At 35.5% G+C, this 18000-nt stretch carries 23 protein-coding genes, 1 tRNA gene and 1 other annotated feature; of the genes, 22 read left to right on the top strand and 2 right to left on the bottom strand.

The annotated features are described in order from the left end of the window. Nucleotides 1-5 precede the first annotated feature (5 nt). Nucleotides 6-1691 (top strand): glycoside hydrolase family 13 protein, encoded by a 1686-nt coding sequence (locus N0K73_RS04645; protein WP_112249681.1) that lies wholly within the window; start codon nucleotides 6-8, stop codon nucleotides 1689-1691. 214 nt (nucleotides 1692-1905) lie between these two features. On the opposite strand, the gene N0K73_RS04650 is transcribed toward N0K73_RS04645, so the two are convergent. Next, a tRNA-Arg gene (locus N0K73_RS04650) sits at nucleotides 1906-1979 on the bottom strand. A gap of 173 nt (nucleotides 1980-2152) precedes the next feature. Between N0K73_RS04650 and N0K73_RS04655 the strand changes: the two genes are divergently transcribed. The 19 genes from N0K73_RS04655 (at nucleotide 2153) to N0K73_RS04745 (ending at nucleotide 16595) form a co-directional block, all read left to right on the top strand. Then, complete coding sequence (locus N0K73_RS04655) at nucleotides 2153-2785, top strand: TetR/AcrR family transcriptional regulator (protein WP_112249683.1); 633 nt, start codon at nucleotides 2153-2155, stop codon at nucleotides 2783-2785. 53 nt (nucleotides 2786-2838) lie between these two features. After that, nucleotides 2839-2924: a sequence feature (ribosomal protein L21 leader region), on the top strand. A gap of 18 nt (nucleotides 2925-2942) precedes the next feature. Then, on the top strand, nucleotides 2943-3251 hold the full coding sequence (rplU, locus tag N0K73_RS04660) for a 50S ribosomal protein L21 (protein WP_057973424.1): 309 nt from the start codon (nucleotides 2943-2945) through the stop codon (nucleotides 3249-3251). 21 nt (nucleotides 3252-3272) lie between these two features. Beyond that, nucleotides 3273-3602 (top strand): ribosomal-processing cysteine protease Prp, encoded by a 330-nt coding sequence (locus N0K73_RS04665; RefSeq protein ID WP_057973425.1) that lies wholly within the window; start codon nucleotides 3273-3275, stop codon nucleotides 3600-3602. A gap of 22 nt (nucleotides 3603-3624) precedes the next feature. Next, the gene (gene rpmA, locus N0K73_RS04670; protein ID WP_083478911.1) at nucleotides 3625-3912 is read left to right on the top strand and encodes a 50S ribosomal protein L27; all 288 of its coding nucleotides are present in this window, start codon (nucleotides 3625-3627) and stop codon (nucleotides 3910-3912) included. 72 nt (nucleotides 3913-3984) lie between these two features. Next, a complete protein-coding gene (locus tag N0K73_RS04675; RefSeq protein ID WP_057973427.1) occupies nucleotides 3985-5046 on the top strand; it encodes a M24 family metallopeptidase in 1062 nt (353 codons plus the stop codon). Nucleotides 5047-5126: 80 nt separating this feature from the next. Next, nucleotides 5127-5687 (top strand): elongation factor P, encoded by a 561-nt coding sequence (gene efp, locus N0K73_RS04680; protein ID WP_057973428.1) that lies wholly within the window; start codon nucleotides 5127-5129, stop codon nucleotides 5685-5687. A 20-nt stretch (nucleotides 5688-5707) separates the two neighbouring features. Continuing rightward, nucleotides 5708-6139 carry an Asp23/Gls24 family envelope stress response protein gene (locus N0K73_RS04685; RefSeq protein WP_112249685.1) on the top strand — a complete coding sequence of 144 codons (432 nt, stop codon included), beginning with the start codon at nucleotides 5708-5710 and terminating at the stop codon, nucleotides 6137-6139. Beyond that, the gene (gene nusB, locus N0K73_RS04690; protein ID WP_112249687.1) at nucleotides 6139-6585 is read left to right on the top strand and encodes a transcription antitermination factor NusB; all 447 of its coding nucleotides are present in this window, start codon (nucleotides 6139-6141) and stop codon (nucleotides 6583-6585) included. Before N0K73_RS04685 ends, nusB begins: the two co-directional genes overlap by 1 nt. 104 nt (nucleotides 6586-6689) lie before the next feature. Beyond that, nucleotides 6690-7541: a bifunctional methylenetetrahydrofolate dehydrogenase/methenyltetrahydrofolate cyclohydrolase FolD gene (gene folD / locus N0K73_RS04695; protein WP_112249689.1), complete on the top strand. Its 852-nt coding sequence runs from the start codon at nucleotides 6690-6692 to the stop codon at nucleotides 7539-7541. Next, nucleotides 7534-8877: an exodeoxyribonuclease VII large subunit gene (xseA, locus tag N0K73_RS04700; protein ID WP_112249691.1), complete on the top strand. Its 1344-nt coding sequence runs from the start codon at nucleotides 7534-7536 to the stop codon at nucleotides 8875-8877. Before folD ends, xseA begins: the two co-directional genes overlap by 8 nt. Further along, on the top strand, nucleotides 8878-9111 hold the full coding sequence (locus N0K73_RS04705) for an exodeoxyribonuclease VII small subunit (RefSeq protein ID WP_057973433.1): 234 nt from the start codon (nucleotides 8878-8880) through the stop codon (nucleotides 9109-9111). It abuts the gene before it with no gap. After that, nucleotides 9104-9991, top strand: coding sequence for a polyprenyl synthetase family protein (locus N0K73_RS04710; RefSeq protein WP_112249693.1), 888 nt, complete (start codon nucleotides 9104-9106; stop codon nucleotides 9989-9991). The genes N0K73_RS04705 and N0K73_RS04710 overlap by 8 nt, the downstream gene beginning before the upstream one ends. An 8-nt stretch (nucleotides 9992-9999) precedes the next feature. Continuing rightward, entirely contained in the window at nucleotides 10000-10824 is an 825-nt protein-coding gene (locus tag N0K73_RS04715) for a TlyA family RNA methyltransferase (RefSeq protein ID WP_112249695.1), read from the top strand. A gap of 86 nt (nucleotides 10825-10910) precedes the next feature. Beyond that, the gene (locus N0K73_RS04720; RefSeq protein WP_057973436.1) at nucleotides 10911-11366 is read left to right on the top strand and encodes an arginine repressor; all 456 of its coding nucleotides are present in this window, start codon (nucleotides 10911-10913) and stop codon (nucleotides 11364-11366) included. A 59-nt stretch (nucleotides 11367-11425) separates the two neighbouring features. Continuing rightward, nucleotides 11426-13105, top strand: coding sequence for a DNA repair protein RecN (recN, locus tag N0K73_RS04725; protein ID WP_112249697.1), 1680 nt, complete (start codon nucleotides 11426-11428; stop codon nucleotides 13103-13105). Nucleotides 13106-13161: 56 nt separating this feature from the next. After that, nucleotides 13162-14361, top strand: coding sequence for a betaine/proline/choline family ABC transporter ATP-binding protein (locus N0K73_RS04730; RefSeq protein ID WP_112249699.1), 1200 nt, complete (start codon nucleotides 13162-13164; stop codon nucleotides 14359-14361). A gap of 2 nt (nucleotides 14362-14363) precedes the next feature. Continuing rightward, entirely contained in the window at nucleotides 14364-14993 is a 630-nt protein-coding gene (locus N0K73_RS04735) for an ABC transporter permease (RefSeq protein WP_057973439.1), read from the top strand. Nucleotides 14994-15006: 13 nt separating this feature from the next. Then, nucleotides 15007-15939: an osmoprotectant ABC transporter substrate-binding protein gene (locus N0K73_RS04740; RefSeq protein ID WP_112249701.1), complete on the top strand. Its 933-nt coding sequence runs from the start codon at nucleotides 15007-15009 to the stop codon at nucleotides 15937-15939. Between the two features lie 2 nt (nucleotides 15940-15941). Beyond that, nucleotides 15942-16595 carry an ABC transporter permease gene (locus tag N0K73_RS04745; RefSeq protein ID WP_112249703.1) on the top strand — a complete coding sequence of 218 codons (654 nt, stop codon included), beginning with the start codon at nucleotides 15942-15944 and terminating at the stop codon, nucleotides 16593-16595. A 40-nt stretch (nucleotides 16596-16635) separates the two neighbouring features. Here the strand turns inward: N0K73_RS04745 and N0K73_RS04750 are convergent, their stop codons facing one another. Next, complete coding sequence (locus tag N0K73_RS04750) at nucleotides 16636-16968, bottom strand: hypothetical protein (protein ID WP_112249705.1); 333 nt, start codon at nucleotides 16966-16968, stop codon at nucleotides 16636-16638. A 181-nt stretch (nucleotides 16969-17149) separates the two neighbouring features. Here N0K73_RS04750 and gmk point away from each other — a divergent pair, with 181 nt between their 5' ends. Continuing rightward, nucleotides 17150-17770: a guanylate kinase gene (gene gmk, locus N0K73_RS04755; protein ID WP_057973443.1), complete on the top strand. Its 621-nt coding sequence runs from the start codon at nucleotides 17150-17152 to the stop codon at nucleotides 17768-17770. After that, nucleotides 17767-17982: a DNA-directed RNA polymerase subunit omega gene (gene rpoZ / locus N0K73_RS04760; protein ID WP_057973444.1), complete on the top strand. Its 216-nt coding sequence runs from the start codon at nucleotides 17767-17769 to the stop codon at nucleotides 17980-17982. Before gmk ends, rpoZ begins: the two co-directional genes overlap by 4 nt. Nucleotides 17983-18000 lie beyond the last annotated feature (18 nt).

The following is an 18000-nucleotide window of genomic DNA, read 5'->3' on the forward strand; positions in this document are numbered from 1 at the left end:
TTAATATGGCTAAAACAAAGTGGTGGCAAAATAGTATCGCATACCAAGTGTACCCACGTTCATTTCAAGATACAAATAATGATGGGATTGGGGATATCGGCGGAATTATCGAAAGGCTCGATTATTTAAAATCATTGGGAATTAATATATTATGGATTTCACCAATTTATAAATCACCGATGGTTGATATGGGCTATGATATTGCTGATTATCAAGCCATTGATCCACAATTTGGTACAATGGCTGATTTTGATAGATTATCGGCAGAGTGTGACAAACGTGGTATAAAAATTGTAATGGATTTAGTAATTAATCACACATCTGATCAACACGATTGGTTTAAAAAAGCACTAGCAGATAAAAATAGTAAGTACCGTAATTATTATATCTTTAAAAAAACAACTAATGGTAAGGTCCCCAATAATTGGCGTTCAATTTTTGGTGGTTCAACTTGGACTGAAGTGCCCGGTGAACCTGGTACGTATTATTTTCATACGTTTGCTAGACAACAACCAGATTTAAATTGGGAAAATTCAGTATTACGTCATGAAATCTACGATATGATTAATTGGTGGCTAGACAAAGGTGTTTCAGGTTATCGTTGTGATGCAATTACTCATTTGAAGAAAGACTTGGATTGGGCAAGTTTGGAACCAGATGGCAATGATGGACTAGTTGCCGTTATAAAAAAAGGCCAAAATCGTCCAGGAATTGACTTTTTTTTAGAAGAGCTTAAACGGGAAACTTTTGATAAATATGATGCAGTCACAATTGGCGAGGCATACGGGGTATCTGATGAAGACTTACCTAAATATATCGGTGAGGATGGTTACTTTTCAATGATATTTGATTTTTCATATTTAAATATTGAAGTTAAAAATGTTGATGAATGGTATCAAGGTCGATCAAATTGGACTATTTATGATTTGAAAAAGACTATTTTTGATAGCCAAAAGTCAATCGAAAATGCTCATGGTATTAGTGCCAATGTGCTAGAAAATCATGATCAACCCAGAACACTATCTAAGTTAATTGTTAAGAAAGAACATCAAACACCAACTGCCGCCAAAGCACTGGCAACAATGTACTATTTTTTACCCGGTGTGCCGTTTATATATCAAGGACAGGAAATCGGGATGAAGAATATGCAACGAAAAACTATCAGTGAATTTAATGATGTTTCGACCATTAATAACTATCAGATGGCGTTACGTGAAGGATACTCTGAGGATGATGCTCTAGAACTTGTTAATTATAAATCTCGAGACAATGCACGGACTCCAATGCAATGGGATTCTAGTAAATATGCTGGATTTTCAGGCGTCAAACCATGGTTGTCAATGGGAACAGATCGTAAAGGAATTGACGTTGCTGATGAAAAAAATAACGACGAATCAGTATTAACATTTTATAGAAATCTTGCGGTTTTACGTAATGATATACAATTTCATGAAACAATTATATCCGGTAATTTGTTTGAAATTGTAGACGTACCCGAGGATGTAGTTGGGTATAAACGTGAAACCGATAGTCAAACGCTCACGATTCTGGTGAATTTATCAAATGAAGAGCAAGAAATTAAATTAATGAATCCAGGACTAATAGTATGTTCTAACATTTCCGTTGATGATAACAATGTCGGAGGGATGTATATTTTAAAGCCATTCCAGGCAATTGTTATTAATGAATAAATAAATCCAAGTACCATATTTTTGATTATTTTAATGGTACTTGTCAGAATTGGATGTAAATATTCTAATAGATATTTAAGTTTGAGGCACAAAAAAAGCGCAAAATGTTTTCACCATCCTATGCTTTTTAGTGCTTTCTCAGGTGAAACAAAAAACAGGAACGCCTATTTAAAGGCATTCCTGTTTTTTTAAATCGTTCTAATGTGACTATTAATGACTTGGGTGAGATTCGAACTCACGACCGTCCGCTTAGAAGGCGGATGCTCTATCCAGCTGAGCTACCAAGTCATAACAACATCCAATAGTATATGATAAAATACCGGTGTTTGTCAATCAAAATTAGGGAAACTCTTTTAACAATTTTAAATGTAAATGAAATTTTTAATGAAATGTATTATACTAGTAGAGTAATATACACAAATAGAAATTAAGTCTAATTAAAATGAATGAAGAGGTTGGAAATGGTTGATTCTAATGATCCAAGAGTAAAAAGAACAAAACAAAATTTAAAAAAATCATTAGTGGTCCTTATGCAGCATTATAAAGTTGAAAATATTAGCGTTCAAAAAATTACTCAAGAAGCCAATGTAACTCGAGGAACATTTTATTTACATTATCATGATAAACAGGATTTTATTGATCGAGCAATGGATGAAATTTTGGATGATTTTTTTGATAATATTATGATTATGTCAAAGCAGACGCCGGACAAAAAATATGTCTATTCAAATCCAGTGGAAGTTTGTTGTCTGGACAGAGTGTTTAATTACTTACAGGATGAGTCAATGATGTTTGGCGTTCTTTTGAATAGTCAAGAAGATGTCGCTTTTTCTGATAAAGTATATGATCGATTAGTTATTTATTTGAATAACTTCAGGGAGCAATTGGCTGACGATTTTGAAGTATCTAAGATACCTAATGAGCTACAAGTATCATATGTGGCTTCGGCCCACCTAGGGTTCATTAAGCGCTGGTTGCGGGATGATATGATTTATACACCGCATTACGTTGCCAAAGTACTAAAAGAAATAACGGGTGTTGACACAAGTAATGGCGTTAATCTGACACATTTCTTTGTTGAAAATGAAGGATAGCGTTGACTTAATAACTCACATTTGATACTATAATAACGTTGTATTTGTGAACACCACAACTGCAACCGCACGTTTTAAGTTTTTAAGCGTTGGATTATTACAATCCGACCACTAAATTACGGCGAGTCTAAGTAATCTATAAGGAGGTGTAATACACATGTACGCAATTATTAAAACAGGTGGCAAGCAACTTAGAGTTGAAGCCGGAGAAGCTATTTACATTGAAAAATTATCAGCAGAAGCTGGTGAAAAAGTTACATTTGATGAAATTGTTTTAGTTGGTGGCGAAAAAACCGTTATTGGTGCTCCTTTTGTTAAAGGTGCTACAGTAACTGGTACTGTTGAAAAGCAGGGCCGCGAAAAGAAAGTTGTTACTTTCAAATACAAGGCTAAGAAACATTCTCATACAAAACAAGGTCATCGTCAACCATATACTAAGGTTGTTATTGATGCCATTAACGCATAATTTTGAAAGTAGGTTACTAGTATGATACGTGCAGTTGTTTCCCGGAGAGATGCCAAAATCATCGATGCGTTTGAAATAACAGGGCATGCTGATTCTGGTGAATATGGTCAAGATATTGTGTGTGCTGCGGTTTCAGTGTTGACCATTAATACGGTTAACAGTTTAACCGAAATTGCTAAAATCGACCCTGAGGTTGAGATGGACAAAGAAAACGGTGGCTTAATGAAAGTTAAGTTACCGAATTCAGAGCTAACCAATCCCAACGGACAATTGCTTTTAGAAAGTTTAGTCTTAGGACTACAGTCAATTGAGCAAAACTATCAAGATTACATTGAATTAACACTTAAATAATAAACTATAACAAGGAGGTGCATTGATTATGTTAATGAATTTACAATTTTTCTCACATAAAAAAGGTGGGGGTTCTACTTCTAATGGTCGTGACTCTGTCGGTAGACGTTTAGGTTCTAAGAGAGCTGACGGACAAGAAGTAACAGGTGGTTCAATTCTTTATCGTCAACGTGGAACACGTATTTATCCTGGTGTTAACGTTGGTAAAGGTGGAGATGATACTTTGTTTGCTAAAGTCGATGGTATCGTTCGTTTCGAACGTAAAGGCCGCGATAAGAAACAAGTCTCTGTATACCCTGTAGCTGAATAATAATAATTTAAAGGAAATCTCTTCATTTATGACAGAGATTTCCTTTTTTTGTACATAAAAAGGAGAACTTAAATGAATATCAATAGAATTGAACAATTAAGATCAACGTTTGAAAATCTCTCGATTGATTCATTTTTGGTAACTGATATCGTAAATATAAACTATCTGAGTGGATTTGAAGGCGACGGTGTATTATTAATTACGGACAAACAACAATTTATAATCACTGATCTTAGATACGAATTGGCGTTAGAAGATTACGACAATAGATTTGAAATTGAATTTACTCGGAACTATCTGGGCGTTGCAGCCGATATCATTGAAAAAAATGGACTCACCGTCATGGGATTTGAGTCTTCAATATCGTTTTTAGAATACGAGCAATTGGATGAAGAGTTGACTAGCGATTTAGTATCACTTACTAACATCGTTGAGGAGTTACGACGTATTAAAGACAAATTTGAACAAGAAAAATTAGTTAAGGCAGGACAACTGGCCGATGAAGCATTTGATTACATTGTTGGAACAATAAAAATCGGGCAAACAGAAATTGAAATCGCTAATCGATTAGACAGTTACTTGAAGAGTTTAGGTGCGTCAAACGAATCATTTGAAACAATTGTGGCAAGTGGTATTCATTCAACGTGGCCACACGCGACAGTTTCAAATCGGAAAATTCAAAAGCAAGATTTAATTACGATTGATTTTGGTTATTATTATCAGGGGTACACGTCTGATGTAACCAGAACCGTTGCTATCGGATCGATATCTGATGAATTAAAAAAAATATACGATACCGTATTAATGACACAGGAACATGTTATTTCGCTAATTAAACCGGGATGTAGATTGAGTGAGTTAGCAAGGGTCGCGAATGAAATGATTGCGGAGGCCGGATATGGTGACTACTTTAATCATGGTATCGGTCACGGGATTGGCTTATCAATTCACGAATTACCTAATATCAGGATCAATGACCAAAATGGTGTTTTAATGGTCGGAGATGTTATCACAATTGAACCAGGTATTTATGTACCGAAACTTGGTGGTGTACGAATTGAGGACGATATTTTGGTTGTTGAAAATGGCCATCAATTGTTAACGGATTCTTATAAAAAATTAATGATAATATAGACTTTAACTTGCTTTTATATGTTCATTATTGCTATTATTAGAACTATGAGATACACGAGATACTAGGAGGAATTTGCTTTATGATGTCCGTTAATGAATTTAAAAATGGTGTTACAATCGAGGTTGATGGTGATTTATGGCGTGTTGTTGAATTTCAACATGTTAAGCCAGGTAAAGGTTCAGCCTTTGTCCGTTCAAAATTAAAGAATCTCCGTACAGGCGCAGCACAAGAAAAGACATTCCGTGCCGGTGAAAAAGTTCAAAAGGCACAAATTGATAACAAAAAAATGCAATATCTTTATGCGGATGGTAGTAACTACGTGTTTATGGATATGGACACATATGAACAATTGGAATTACCTGAACAACGTGTACACGAACAGTTGAACTATTTAAAAGAGAACTTGATGGTTAACGTTATTATGTTTGGAACAGAAACAATTGGTGTCGATGTTCCTAACACGGTTGAATTAAAAGTGGCATCAACCGAAGCTGGTATTAAAGGTAATACACAGTCGGGTGGTACTAAACCAGCAGTTCTTGAGACAGGATTAGTCGTTCAAGTGCCATTCTTTGTTAATGAAGATGAAATGTTAATTATTAATACACAAGATGGGACATACATTTCCAGAGCACAATAAATCGATGGAGGTAAAAACCTATGGCTGAAGAAACAAATATTGTTTTAAAAAGTACTGAACCTTCTTTAGGTGACATTAAGATTGCACCTGAAGTGATTGAAATTATTGTTGGAATAGCCGCTAATCAAATTGATGGCGTCTACTCAATGCGAGGAACAATTGCTAAAAATTTAACTGAACTATTTGGTCGTAAAAAATCACTCGGTAAGGGCGTTAAATTAGACTTGGCAGATGATCAATTAAATATTGATGTCTTTGTTTACCTTGACTATGGAGTATCTGTGCCTAAAGTAGCCTTAATGATGCAGGAAAAGATCAAACAACAATTATTGTTTATGACAGGTTTAGAAATTATTGAAGTGAATGTTCATGTTGAAGGGGTTATTCCTGAAAAGGAAGTCGACAAACTGAATACGGACGATTTATTTTCAGAAAAAGATGGTGAAAATTAGTGAGTGTAATATTAACTAGACATGCAATTCGTGAGAAAGCATTTCAAGCGCTTTTTGCGTTAAAATCTAACCCAGATGCTGAGAGAGAAGCTATTTATCGTGAGTTGTTAGAAGTTCCTGATGAAGAATCGGCAGTTATTCCACCATATTTAGAAGTATTAGTATCAGGCGTTAGTGACAAACAAACGGAGATAGATGCTGTGATTGAGGCTAATCTAACATCACGTTGGAAATTATCACGTTTGAATAATACGGATTTAATCATTTTAAGACTTGCCATCTATGAAATGAATTATATTGATGATGTACCAGCTAAGGTTGCTTTGAATGAAGCTTTAGAGATTGCTAAAGAATTCAGCGATGATGAATCAAGAAAATTCATTAACGGTGTGTTAGATCCTGTCGTTGAAAAAATGCCAGCCGAAACTGAAGAAACAAATGAATAATAATAATTGAGAAGTGTTGCATTTTTGCAACGCTTTTTTTTTAGAAATAAATGTCTTAAATATGATAAAATATAAGAAGTAAAAAACGAAATAGAGGTACTAATATGGTTAAAATAATTGATGGTAAAGAATTAGCGCAAACAACTACTGATAACTTGAAATTCGAAATTGAAAATTTAAAGAAAAAAGGGGTCATCCCTGCGTTGGTCGTTATCGTAGTTGGAGAAGACCAGGCAAGTCAAATTTACGTTAAAAATAAACATCGAGTTGCTGAATCAATTGGTATCAAATCAATCATCACAAAATTACCAAGTTCAACATCTGAATCGGACTTATTAGCACTCATTAGTGAGTATAATGAAAATCCCGACGTTCATGGTATATTAGTGCAATTACCATTACCAAAACAAATAAATGAAAAGAAAATAACTGAATCTATTAGACCGGAAAAGGATGTAGATGGCTTTCATCCGGTTAATATTGGTCGGTTAGTTATGAATGATCCATTAGCAATTCCTTGTACGCCAATGGGAATTATGAGAATGTTTACGGCATATGATATTGACGTAGAAGGTAAAAATGCGGTTGTTGTGGGTCGTAGTAATATTGTTGGTAAACCAATGGCAGCACTGCTTTTGAATGCTAATGCTACGGTAACCGTTACGCATAGTCATACGCAAAATTTGTCGGAGATAACTAAACAGGCCGATATACTAGTCGTTGCAATTGGTCAAGCGAACTTCGTAAAAAAAGCGGATGTAAAACAGGGAGCCGTTGTAATAGACGTTGGCATGAACCGTCTGGATAGTGGCAAATTGGCGGGGGACGTTGATAAAGATGTTTCTGATGTTGCTGGATATTTAACACCGGTACCAAAAGGTGTTGGACCTATGACGATTGCAATGTTGATGGAACAAACAATTGAATTAACAAAACGGAGTGTTGGAATTGGATAAAGAAAATTATTTATCAGTTACATCGTTAACCACATATCTGAAGAAAAAATTTGATGCCGATCCTTATCTCGGGACCGTTTATTTAACTGGTGAAATTTCAAACTTACGCCCTCGACCTAATGCGCACCAGTATTTTAGCTTAAAAGATGATCATGCTAAGATTAGTGCAATCATGTTTCGTTCAGCTTTTGATAAAATAAAATTTCAACCTGAGGACGGGATGAAAGTGTTAGTTGTGGGTCGTATATCTTTATATGAAGCGACTGGCAACTACCAGATTTATATTGATCGAATGGAGCCAGATGGTGTTGGGGCCTTATATCAGGCTTATGAACAGTTAAAAAATAAGTTACAAGCTGAGGGACTTTTTTCGGCGCCAAAACAACCATTGGTTAAGTACCCAAAACGAATTGCGGTTATAACGAGTCCATCGGGAGCAGTCATCAAGGATATCATGACAACGGTTAACAGACGTTACCCTATTGCTCAGTTAGTTTTATTTCCCGCTATTGTGCAAGGTGATAAAGCAGCCGGCGATTTAATAAAACGCTTGGAACAAATTAATAAATTGGGCAATTTTGATACAATTATCATTGGACGAGGCGGGGGATCAATAGAAGATTTATGGCCCTTCAATGAAGAACTAGTCGCACGCGCAATATTTGACAGTCAGATTCCAATTATATCTTCGGTTGGACATGAAACGGATACAACAATTGCCGATTTAGTTGCTGATGTTCGAGCAGCGACGCCAACAGCTGCAGCAGAATTGGCTGTTCCTGTTTACGCCGATGAATTAATCAAAATTAATCAATTGAAAGTTAGATTGTTACAAGTAACGCAAAATTTATTGAACTTAAGAAGACAACAATTAAATAAAATTAGACAGTCTTACGTTTTTCAGCAGCCTAATCGTTTATACGAAGGTTACCTGCAAAATTTAGATAATCTAACGCAGCGTTTGACGCAAATAACTAAACAAACAATTATGGTTAAAAAACAACAATTTGAACAAGTCCGTAATCAGTTGAGTTACCAAAATCCACAACAACTAGTGGAACGATTACAGGACCAAGTTCAGCAACAAGACAAGCAGCTTCGTCAAGTAATGACTTATCTACTTGAAACAAAGAAACAACAAGTTGGAGAAAAAATAAGTGCATTGGACCTATTAAGTCCATTGAAAATTATGGGCCGAGGGTATAGTTATGTTTCCATGGATGAAAACATTATTAAAAGTGTTGAATCGGTGAAGGTCGATGATAAAGTTGTCTTACATCTTGCTGATGGGCAAGCGCAAGCGAAAATTGAAAAAATTGAAAAGGAGACTCATTAGATGGCTGAAAAAAAAGCAACATTTGAAGATAACTTAGTGGAACTTGAAAAAATTGTTACGGAATTAGAACAGGGAGATGTCCCTTTGGAAAAAGCATTAACGCAATTTCAAGATGGGGTTAAACTGAGTTCAAAATTACAAAAAACGCTAGAAAATGCAGAAAAGACATTAACAAGCGTAATGAATGATTCTGGCGAAGAAATTCCATTTGAGCAGGATGCAAAAAATGATTAGTTTAACCACTTTTTCTGATGAGATTTTACCAAAATTTAATCATGAATTAGTTGGCCGCCTGCAGGATTTAGATACTGAAAAAGCTTTAAAAGAATCAATGATTTATTCAGTTGAGGCCGGTGGAAAAAGGATGAGGCCGTTATTAATTTTTGTGATTTGTCAGATGTTTAATCATGAAATTGATAACGGGGTTTATTCGGTGGCCGGTGCGTTAGAGTTAATTCATACGTATTCATTAATTCATGACGACTTACCCGCGATGGATAATGATGATTTGAGACGTGGAAAGCCAACAAATCATATTGTTTATGGTGAGAGTATGGCCATTTTGGCTGGAGACGCCTTAAATACGTTAGCGTTTGAGTGGATTGGTCGTTCTGATGTGGGCAACGCACAAAAAGTGGCCCTTATGTCCCGATTGGCTCAGTTGGCCGGACCAGAAGGTATGGTTGGTGGTCAAGTAGCCGATATTGAAGGTGAGCACCAAGTCTTATCACTGGCACAATTGAAACGAGTTCATAAACGTAAAACGGGCGATTTAATTGAGTTTGCGGTTTACGCGGGTGGTATACTTGGGAATGCAACTACTGAACAACAGGCGGAGCTCATTCAATATGGTCGCCAATTTGGATTAGCATTCCAAATTTATGACGATATTATGGATGTTGTTGGGACTTCTGAAGAAATGGGGAAGGCCGTGCATAAAGATGATCAGGAAAATAAAAATACTTACCCCGGACTAATCGGATTAGATCAATCTTATGACACGTTGAGAAATGTAATTGATCAAGCCAAGGTAGCCATTCAAAATCTCAAAAAAACTGGCCTGGAAACCGGGTACTTAGAAGAATTATTACACTACTTTAAATTAAAAAACTAGGAGTCTTTATGAAAAAAGAACGTATTGATGTTTTATTAGTTCAACAAGGCTTGTTCGAAACTCGTGAACAAGCTAAACGCGCGGTTATGGCCGGCGAAATATTGGGTGAAAATGAAGAGCGTTTGGATAAACCAGGTGTTAAAATTTCTGTAGAAACGGAACTTCATTTTAAAGGTAAAAGACTACCTTATGTGAGTCGTGGTGGATTGAAATTAGAAAAGGCACTTAAAGTTTTTGACGCGACGGTTCAAGATAAAACTGTCTTAGACATTGGGTCATCAACTGGTGGATTTACTGATGTCGCCTTACAAAATAGGGCAAAATTAAGTTATGCATTAGACGTTGGTACAAACCAACTTGTTTGGAAATTACGACAAGATCCAAGGGTTGTCGTTATGGAAAATACCAACTTTAGATATAGTAAAAAAGAAGATTTTGAATCCGGACAACCTAATTTTGCGACAATTGATGTGTCATTTATCTCATTACATCTTATTTTACCTGCTCTAAAGAAAATTATTACTGAAAATGGGGACGTTGTAGCACTAATTAAACCTCAATTTGAAGCCGGAAAAGAAAATGTCGGAAAACGTGGGATTGTACGAGATGAAAAAATTCATCGTAAAGTTCTTGAAGACATCGTTCAATTCTCTGTTACAACAGGGTTTGACGTTGCGGACCTAAGTTACTCGCCTATCAAGGGTGGCGAAGGTAACATCGAATTTTTAATCCATTTAAAATCGGCGACAAATGAACAAGGTGTCATTATGAATAAGGTTAGTATTGATGCAACCTTAGCTGACGCATATGATAATTTGAATGCCGTTAAATGAGGATTTGAAGTGAATTTCTTTAATAATCATCAATATTACGTTATACTTACTGCATGAGTAATGGGTCAAGGGCTGGGGGGACTTTAATGAAAAAGCAAGAACGACAACGTTATATCCGGGAATTATTGAAGGCAAATAATATTGATAAACAAGAAGATTTTGTTATTTTGCTAAAAAAAGAAGGTATAACCGTCACGCAGGCTACAATTTCTAGAGATATTAAAGAAATGCAATTAATTAAAGTTCCGGCTACTGATGGGACCTATAGTTATAACTTACCTGTTCAAAAACAATTAAATACAGAAAAAAAATTAACAAAAACGTTAAAAGATGCTTTTATTTCAACGGATGTTCAAAATGAAATGTGTCTTATTAAGGTGACCCCGGGAAGTGGGCCAGCAATCGTATCGTTAATTGAACAAATGAACTATTCATTTGTTTTTGGGACTTTAGGCGGAGATGGTTCGGCGTTAATTATTTGTCATTCAAATAAAGACGCATTGAAACTAAGTAGAATCATAAATGAAATCGTAATTGAATAAACAAACGAAAAATCTGTGACATTCTGTTTCAGATTTTTTTATTTTAAAGGGGTGAACATATGTTACAAGAATTGACAATCAAAGATTTTGCCATTATTGATTCTTTGAATATCGATTTTATGGCTAATATGACTGTTTTAACGGGTGAAACGGGTGCCGGAAAGTCAATTATTATTGATGCATTAGGTCTTCTATCAGGCGGTAGAGGGTCACAAGAATTTATTAGAAAAGACGCAAAAAAAATGGTCCTGCAAGGTCTATTTATTCCGGCGAAACAGTCAAATACATTGATAAAATTAGATCAACTAGGTATTGGACATGATGACAATTCTGTTATTTTGCAACGCGAAATACATAGATCTGGAAAAAACATCTGTCGTATCAACGGGATGTTGGTCAATACGAGTACGCTTAAATCAATCGGTGAAACATTGGTTGATATTCATGGTCAAAATGAACATCAAGAATTAATGCAACAAGACAAACATTTAGGCATGCTAGATGAATATATCAAAAATGATATTCAAACATTGACATCAAAGTATCAAGATGCATTTGAACAATATCAAAACTTACACAAATTACAAGTTAAGCGACAAACGAACCAAAATGAATGGGCACAACGCTTAGATATGTTACATTTCCAAAAAGATGAAATTGAGAGCGCTGATTTAATTGAAAACGAAGAAGAGTTACTTAGCGCTGAAAAAGAACGATTAGAGAACTTTCAAACAATTAACCAATCATTGGATGCCAGTTACCAAGCATTATCAGGTGAGGATGAGAACACAGTTGATCGTGTTGGTGTGGCAATGTCTAATATGCAAAAGATTGATAATTTGGATAGCGAATACAAAGAGCTAGCGGAGCGTTTGTCATCAGCTTATTACATGTTACAAGATGCCTCCAGTGACTTGTTACGACAATTGGATGCTTTAGAGTGGGACGAACAACGATTAAACGAGATCGAAAATAGACTCGAAATTATCGTTCAGTTAAAACATAAATATGGTGATTCCGTTGAAAAAATTTTGACATATTTAAAAACCATTTCAGAAGAATTATTTGAAATGGAGGCGACTGAAGGGACAGCCGATAATTTAGACAATCAGGTTAACTTGGCCAAAAAAGAAGCTCAAAAAATAGCTGATAAATTAACTAAAACGCGAAAAAAAGCGGCTCTTGTTTTACAAAAAGAGGTACACAAGCAATTAAGTGAGCTCTATATGGATAAGGCAATCTTTGAAGTTAAATTTGAGACGTTAAGTCAATTGAATAATTCCGGACAAGATAAAGTTGAATTTTATATTCAAACAAACGTTGGGGAAACAATGGGGCCGCTCGCTAAGATTGCTTCGGGTGGTGAATTATCTCGAATGATGTTAGCGTTAAAGACTATTTTCTCTAAGACGCAAGGCGTTACGAGTATCATATTTGATGAAGTTGATACGGGCGTTAGCGGTCGTGTTGCGCAAGCAATTGCCGAAAAAATTAGTCAAATTGCTCAAAACTCACAAGTGTTATGTATTACGCATCTGCCACAGGTAGCCGCGATTAGTGAACACCATTACTTTATATCCAAAGAAGTTATTGGTGAACGTACAGAAACATCTATAAAGTTATTGTCTAAAGAAGAACGAATTCAAGAGATAGCTCGTATGTTGGCTGGTTCTGAAATTACTAAGTTAACCGTTAAACATGCCGAAGAGCTATTGAATATGGCCCAAAAAAATAATTAGACCAAGGTAATTTTATAACTGGGTAATAACTAGTTATAAAAAAGGAGAGTGTTAATATGCTTAAGTTTGACAATATATCAAAAATTTATAAAGGTAATAAGGCTGTAGATAATTTTAATTTAGAGGTTCAAGATGGCGAATTTATCTGTTTTATTGGAACTTCAGGTTCGGGTAAAACAACCACAATGAGAATGATTAATCGGATGTTGACGCAAACGTCCGGGACAATCACAATTGACGGTAAAGATATCGCGAAAATGGATCCAGTTAAATTACGTCGTCAAATTGGTTACGTTATTCAAAATATTGGATTAATGCCACATATGACGATTCGTGAAAACATAACATTGGTGCCAAAATTGTTAAAATGGCCCGAAGAAAAAAGAAATGAACGTGCCAAAGAAATGATTGAATTAGTTGAGTTGCCAGAATCATATCTGGACCGTTATCCATCTGAACTTTCAGGTGGGCAACAACAAAGAATTGGGGTTGTCCGTGCCCTAGCTGCTGATCAAGATATTATACTAATGGATGAACCTTTTGGTGCGCTTGATCCGATTACTAGAGAAGCTTTACAAGATTTAGTTAAGGATTTACAAGAACGTTTAGGTAAAACATTTATTTTTGTAACACATGATATGGATGAAGCCTTAAAATTGGCAACACGTATCGTTGTTATGTCCGAGGGTAAAATTGTTCAAGCAGATACGCCAGATAACATTTTGAAAAACCCAGCCAATAAATTCGTTGAAAACTTGATTGGACAAGATAGATTGATTCAAGCGCGTCCAAGTATCACAACGGTTGGACAGGTAATGTTGGCTAATCCGGTGTCAATTACGCCGGGTAAATCTTTGGTAACGGCTATTCGTTTGATGCATGATCGTCGAGTTGATACATTGTTGGTTACTGATGATGCCGGCATTTTGAAAGGTTATATTGATATTGAGAGTTTAGATTATAATTTCAATACGTCAAGTAGTGTTAGCGATATTATGAATAAGGATATTTTTTACGTTAAAGAAGATTCATTAGTTCGTGATACTGTTGAACGTATTTTAAAACGTGGCTTTAAGAACGTACCAGTTATTAACAAAGAAGGTATTTTGGTCGGGATTGTGACCCGGGCAACGTTAGTTGATATTGTTTATGATGCACTTTGGGGTGATGAAAATAGCGCACCGCATGAAGAGGTATCAGGAACAACAACTGAAACTACGAACGAGAATAACCCAAGTTCAACGAAGGAGGGTTAATAATGACTTCATTTTTACAAGAATATGGCGCGATGATTATCTCGAAATTATGGGAACATATTGAAATTTCTGGGATGGCACTGTTCCTCGGAGTTGTCATAGCCGTTCCGTTAGGTGTCTTATTAACGAGATTACCCAAAACGGCAAGTGTCGTGATTGCAATTGCGAGTATGTTACAAACAATCCCTGCCTTGGCTCTATTGGCTATGATGATTCCATTATTTGGAATTGGTAAATTTCCAGCCGTTATCGCATTGTTTGTTTACTCATTACTACCAATTTTGAGAAATACGTATATTGGGATTAATGGTGTTGATCCAGTGTTGAAAGATGCCGCAAAAGGAATGGGAATGACTAACTTGCAATCTATTATGCAAGTTGAATTGGTAATGGCTTCGCAAGTTATTATGTCAGGAATTCGGTTAGCTGCGACGTATGTCATTGCTTGGGCAACGTTGGCTTCATACATTGGTGCTGGCGGATTAGGTGATATGATTTTTAATGGGTTGAACCTATACCAACCAAAATTAATTCTCGGTGGAACGATTCCGGTTATTTTATTAGCTTTATTAGTTGATTTTATACTCGGACAAGTTGAAAAAAAATTAACACCAAAAACAACCAGAAATTAAGGAGGGCTTTAACATGAAATTATCGATAAAAAAAATACTTGTTAGCTTAAGCCTTCTGTTTGTTGGTGTAAGTTTATCAAGTTGTGGGTTTCCTGGTTTAACAGGTGGATCTCAGTCAACAATTAAAATTGTGGCGCAATCAACGACAGAATCTCAAATTATTGGTTCAATGCTGCAACAATTAATTGAACATGAATCAGATAATAAAGTAGAACTAATTAATAATTTAGGTTCTGGTACATTAAGTTTTAATGCACTTAAAAATGGTGATGCAGATGTATCATCGGCTCGTTATACAGGAACCGATTTAAGCGCTGTGTTGAATAAACCGGTCGTAAAAGATACCGTTAAGGCTAATAAGATGGTTAAAGAGGGCTTTGAGGATAGATTCCAAATGAAGTGGTTTGATACCTTAGGTTTTGCTGATACATATGCCTTTATGGTTACGCAGGAAACAGCAAAAAAATATAATTTAAAAACAGTTTCTGATTTAAAGAAAATTGAATCAGAATTAACTGTTGGTGTTGATGCTAACTGGATTAGTCGGATTGGTGATGGCTATGATGGATTCCAAAAAGAATACAATATTAAATTTGGAAATATTTATCCTATGCAGATTGGGTTAGTCTATAGTGCGCTTGCAAAAGGTAAAATGGATGTTGTGCTGGGCTACTCAACGGATGGACGAATTAAAAGTTACGATTTGAAAATATTAAAAGATGATCGTCAATTTTTTCCACCATACACGGCAAGTCTAGTCGCAAATAATTCTATTTTGAAAAAACATCCAGAATTAGGACCACTGATTAATCGACTTACAAATAAAATTGATTTGTCAACGATGCAATCGTTGAATTACAGAGTTGATAATGATTTCTATGAACCATCGGTAGTCGCAAAACAATTCTTAGAGAAACATCATTACTTTGAAAAGGCGGGTGATTAATTATGAATACTTTTGATCAGTTAATGTCTTATTTTGGTAATAATGGGTTATACGTTTTACAAGAATTCACACGACATTTTTTAATATCAATATATGGTGTTTTAATTGCCGCAGCTATTGGTATCCCAATTGGAATATTTATTTCTAAGCATCACAGATTAAGTGATGTTGTCATTGGTGCCGCAAATGTCATCCAGACTGTTCCTTCCCTGGCAATGTTATCTATTATTATGTTGGGTTTAGGTTTGGGTGTTAATACGGTTATTGTGACGGTTGCCTTATACTCGCTCTTACCTATCTTGAAAAATACGTATTCAGGGATGATTAATGTTGATCCTGGGGTACTCGACTCTGGTAAAGGGATGGGCATGACAAGATTCCAAATTCTATATATGATTGAGTTACCATTATCATTGTCAGTTATTATGGCTGGTGTTAGAAATGCATTAGTCGTTGCTATTGGGATTACGGCGATTGGTTCTTTCATCGGTGCAGGTGGTCTTGGAGATATTATTATTCGAGGAACAAATGCTACGGACGGTGCTGCTATTATTTTAGCAGGTGCGTTACCAACTGCCCTAATGGCAGTAATTGCCGATGCAATTTTGGCACTTATCCAAAGAAAATTTGATCCAGCGACAATTAAGCGTAAATAAAAAAATGGTCATCTTCTAGTTAAATAGAAAATGGCCATTTTTATATTGAGTCAAGTAAAGTAATGTAGCGAAGTTGATCATCGTTAAGCAAATAAGTAACGTTAGTATATTGCGTTTTAAATATTAATTGAGCTGAGACTGGATGTCTGTATAAAGTACCACGAAGTTCTTGGAATTCTTTTTGGAATCCAGAAGGGTTTAACTGTAGAGTGATCGTTTTCTTCATGGCTAAAACTTTCTCAGTAAAGAGTTCCAACTGGAATTGAGGCATTTGTGGTTTTAAAACGAAATCATCTAAATCAAAAATTTTGTGATATGAGTATTGAAGCGTTGATCCAATTGTTTGAATAGTTGTCTGTTGTTTATTTTGCATAATAAAAGTCCTCCCCGAACATTTGTTTGTATTTTCATTATACGAACAAACGTTCGATAAAGCAAGTATCAATTTAAGTTAATTTGTAAAAGCCCATTGTAGCGGATAAAGGACTTGAATAATCGACGTAAAAAGTGCATACTATTTATTAATACTTATCTTAGAGGAGTTTACAAAATTAATGGCTAATCGTGGAATGTTGATCGTACTATCTGGTCCATCAGGGGTCGGTAAAGGAACCGTAAGAAAAGCGATTTTTGATCAAGATGACAATAAGTTTCTTTATTCGATTTCAATGACCACTCGTAAAATGCGAGAGGGAGAAGTTGATGGTGTTGACTATCATTTTGTGTCAAAAGAAGAATTTGAGAACGAAATTTCAACGGGCGGTATGCTAGAATATGCCAAGTATGTTGACAATTACTATGGAACACCGTTAAAATATGTAAATAAGATGCTTGACGCCGGTCAAGATGTCTTTCTTGAAATTGAAGTACAAGGTGCTATGCAAGTTCGAGAAAAAATTTCTGACGGATTATTTATTTTCTTAACACCACCTGATTTAATGGAATTAAGACAGAGAATTACGGGACGTGGAACAGATGATTCTGCAACAATTGATAAACGAATGACAAAAGCCATTGGTGAAATTGATATGATGCAGAATTATGACTACGCGGTCGTTAATGATGAAATAAATGACGCTGTTGAGAAAATTCAAACAATTATAAAAGCTGAACGTTGGCGTGTAAAACGATTTTTACCTGACTATAGAAAACAATTAGGAGATGTATTTAAATGATTTTATATCCTTCAGTCGATGACTTATTAAAACAAGTAGATTCAAGATACTCATTAATTATGTTAGCAAGTAAACGTGCCCATGAATTAGACGCCGGTGCTTTACCAATGCTCTCAAGTTATAAATCAATTAAAAACGTTGGACGTGCTTTGGAAGAAGTCGTTACCGGTGATTTAATTATTGATCCAGTTGAAAAAGAAGATATTCGTTAATTCAATTAAATGAAAGGG

The sequence above is a fragment of the Dellaglioa algida genome (genome assembly GCF_030127605.1).
Taxonomy (GTDB): Bacteria; Bacillota; Bacilli; order Lactobacillales; family Lactobacillaceae; genus Dellaglioa; species Dellaglioa algida.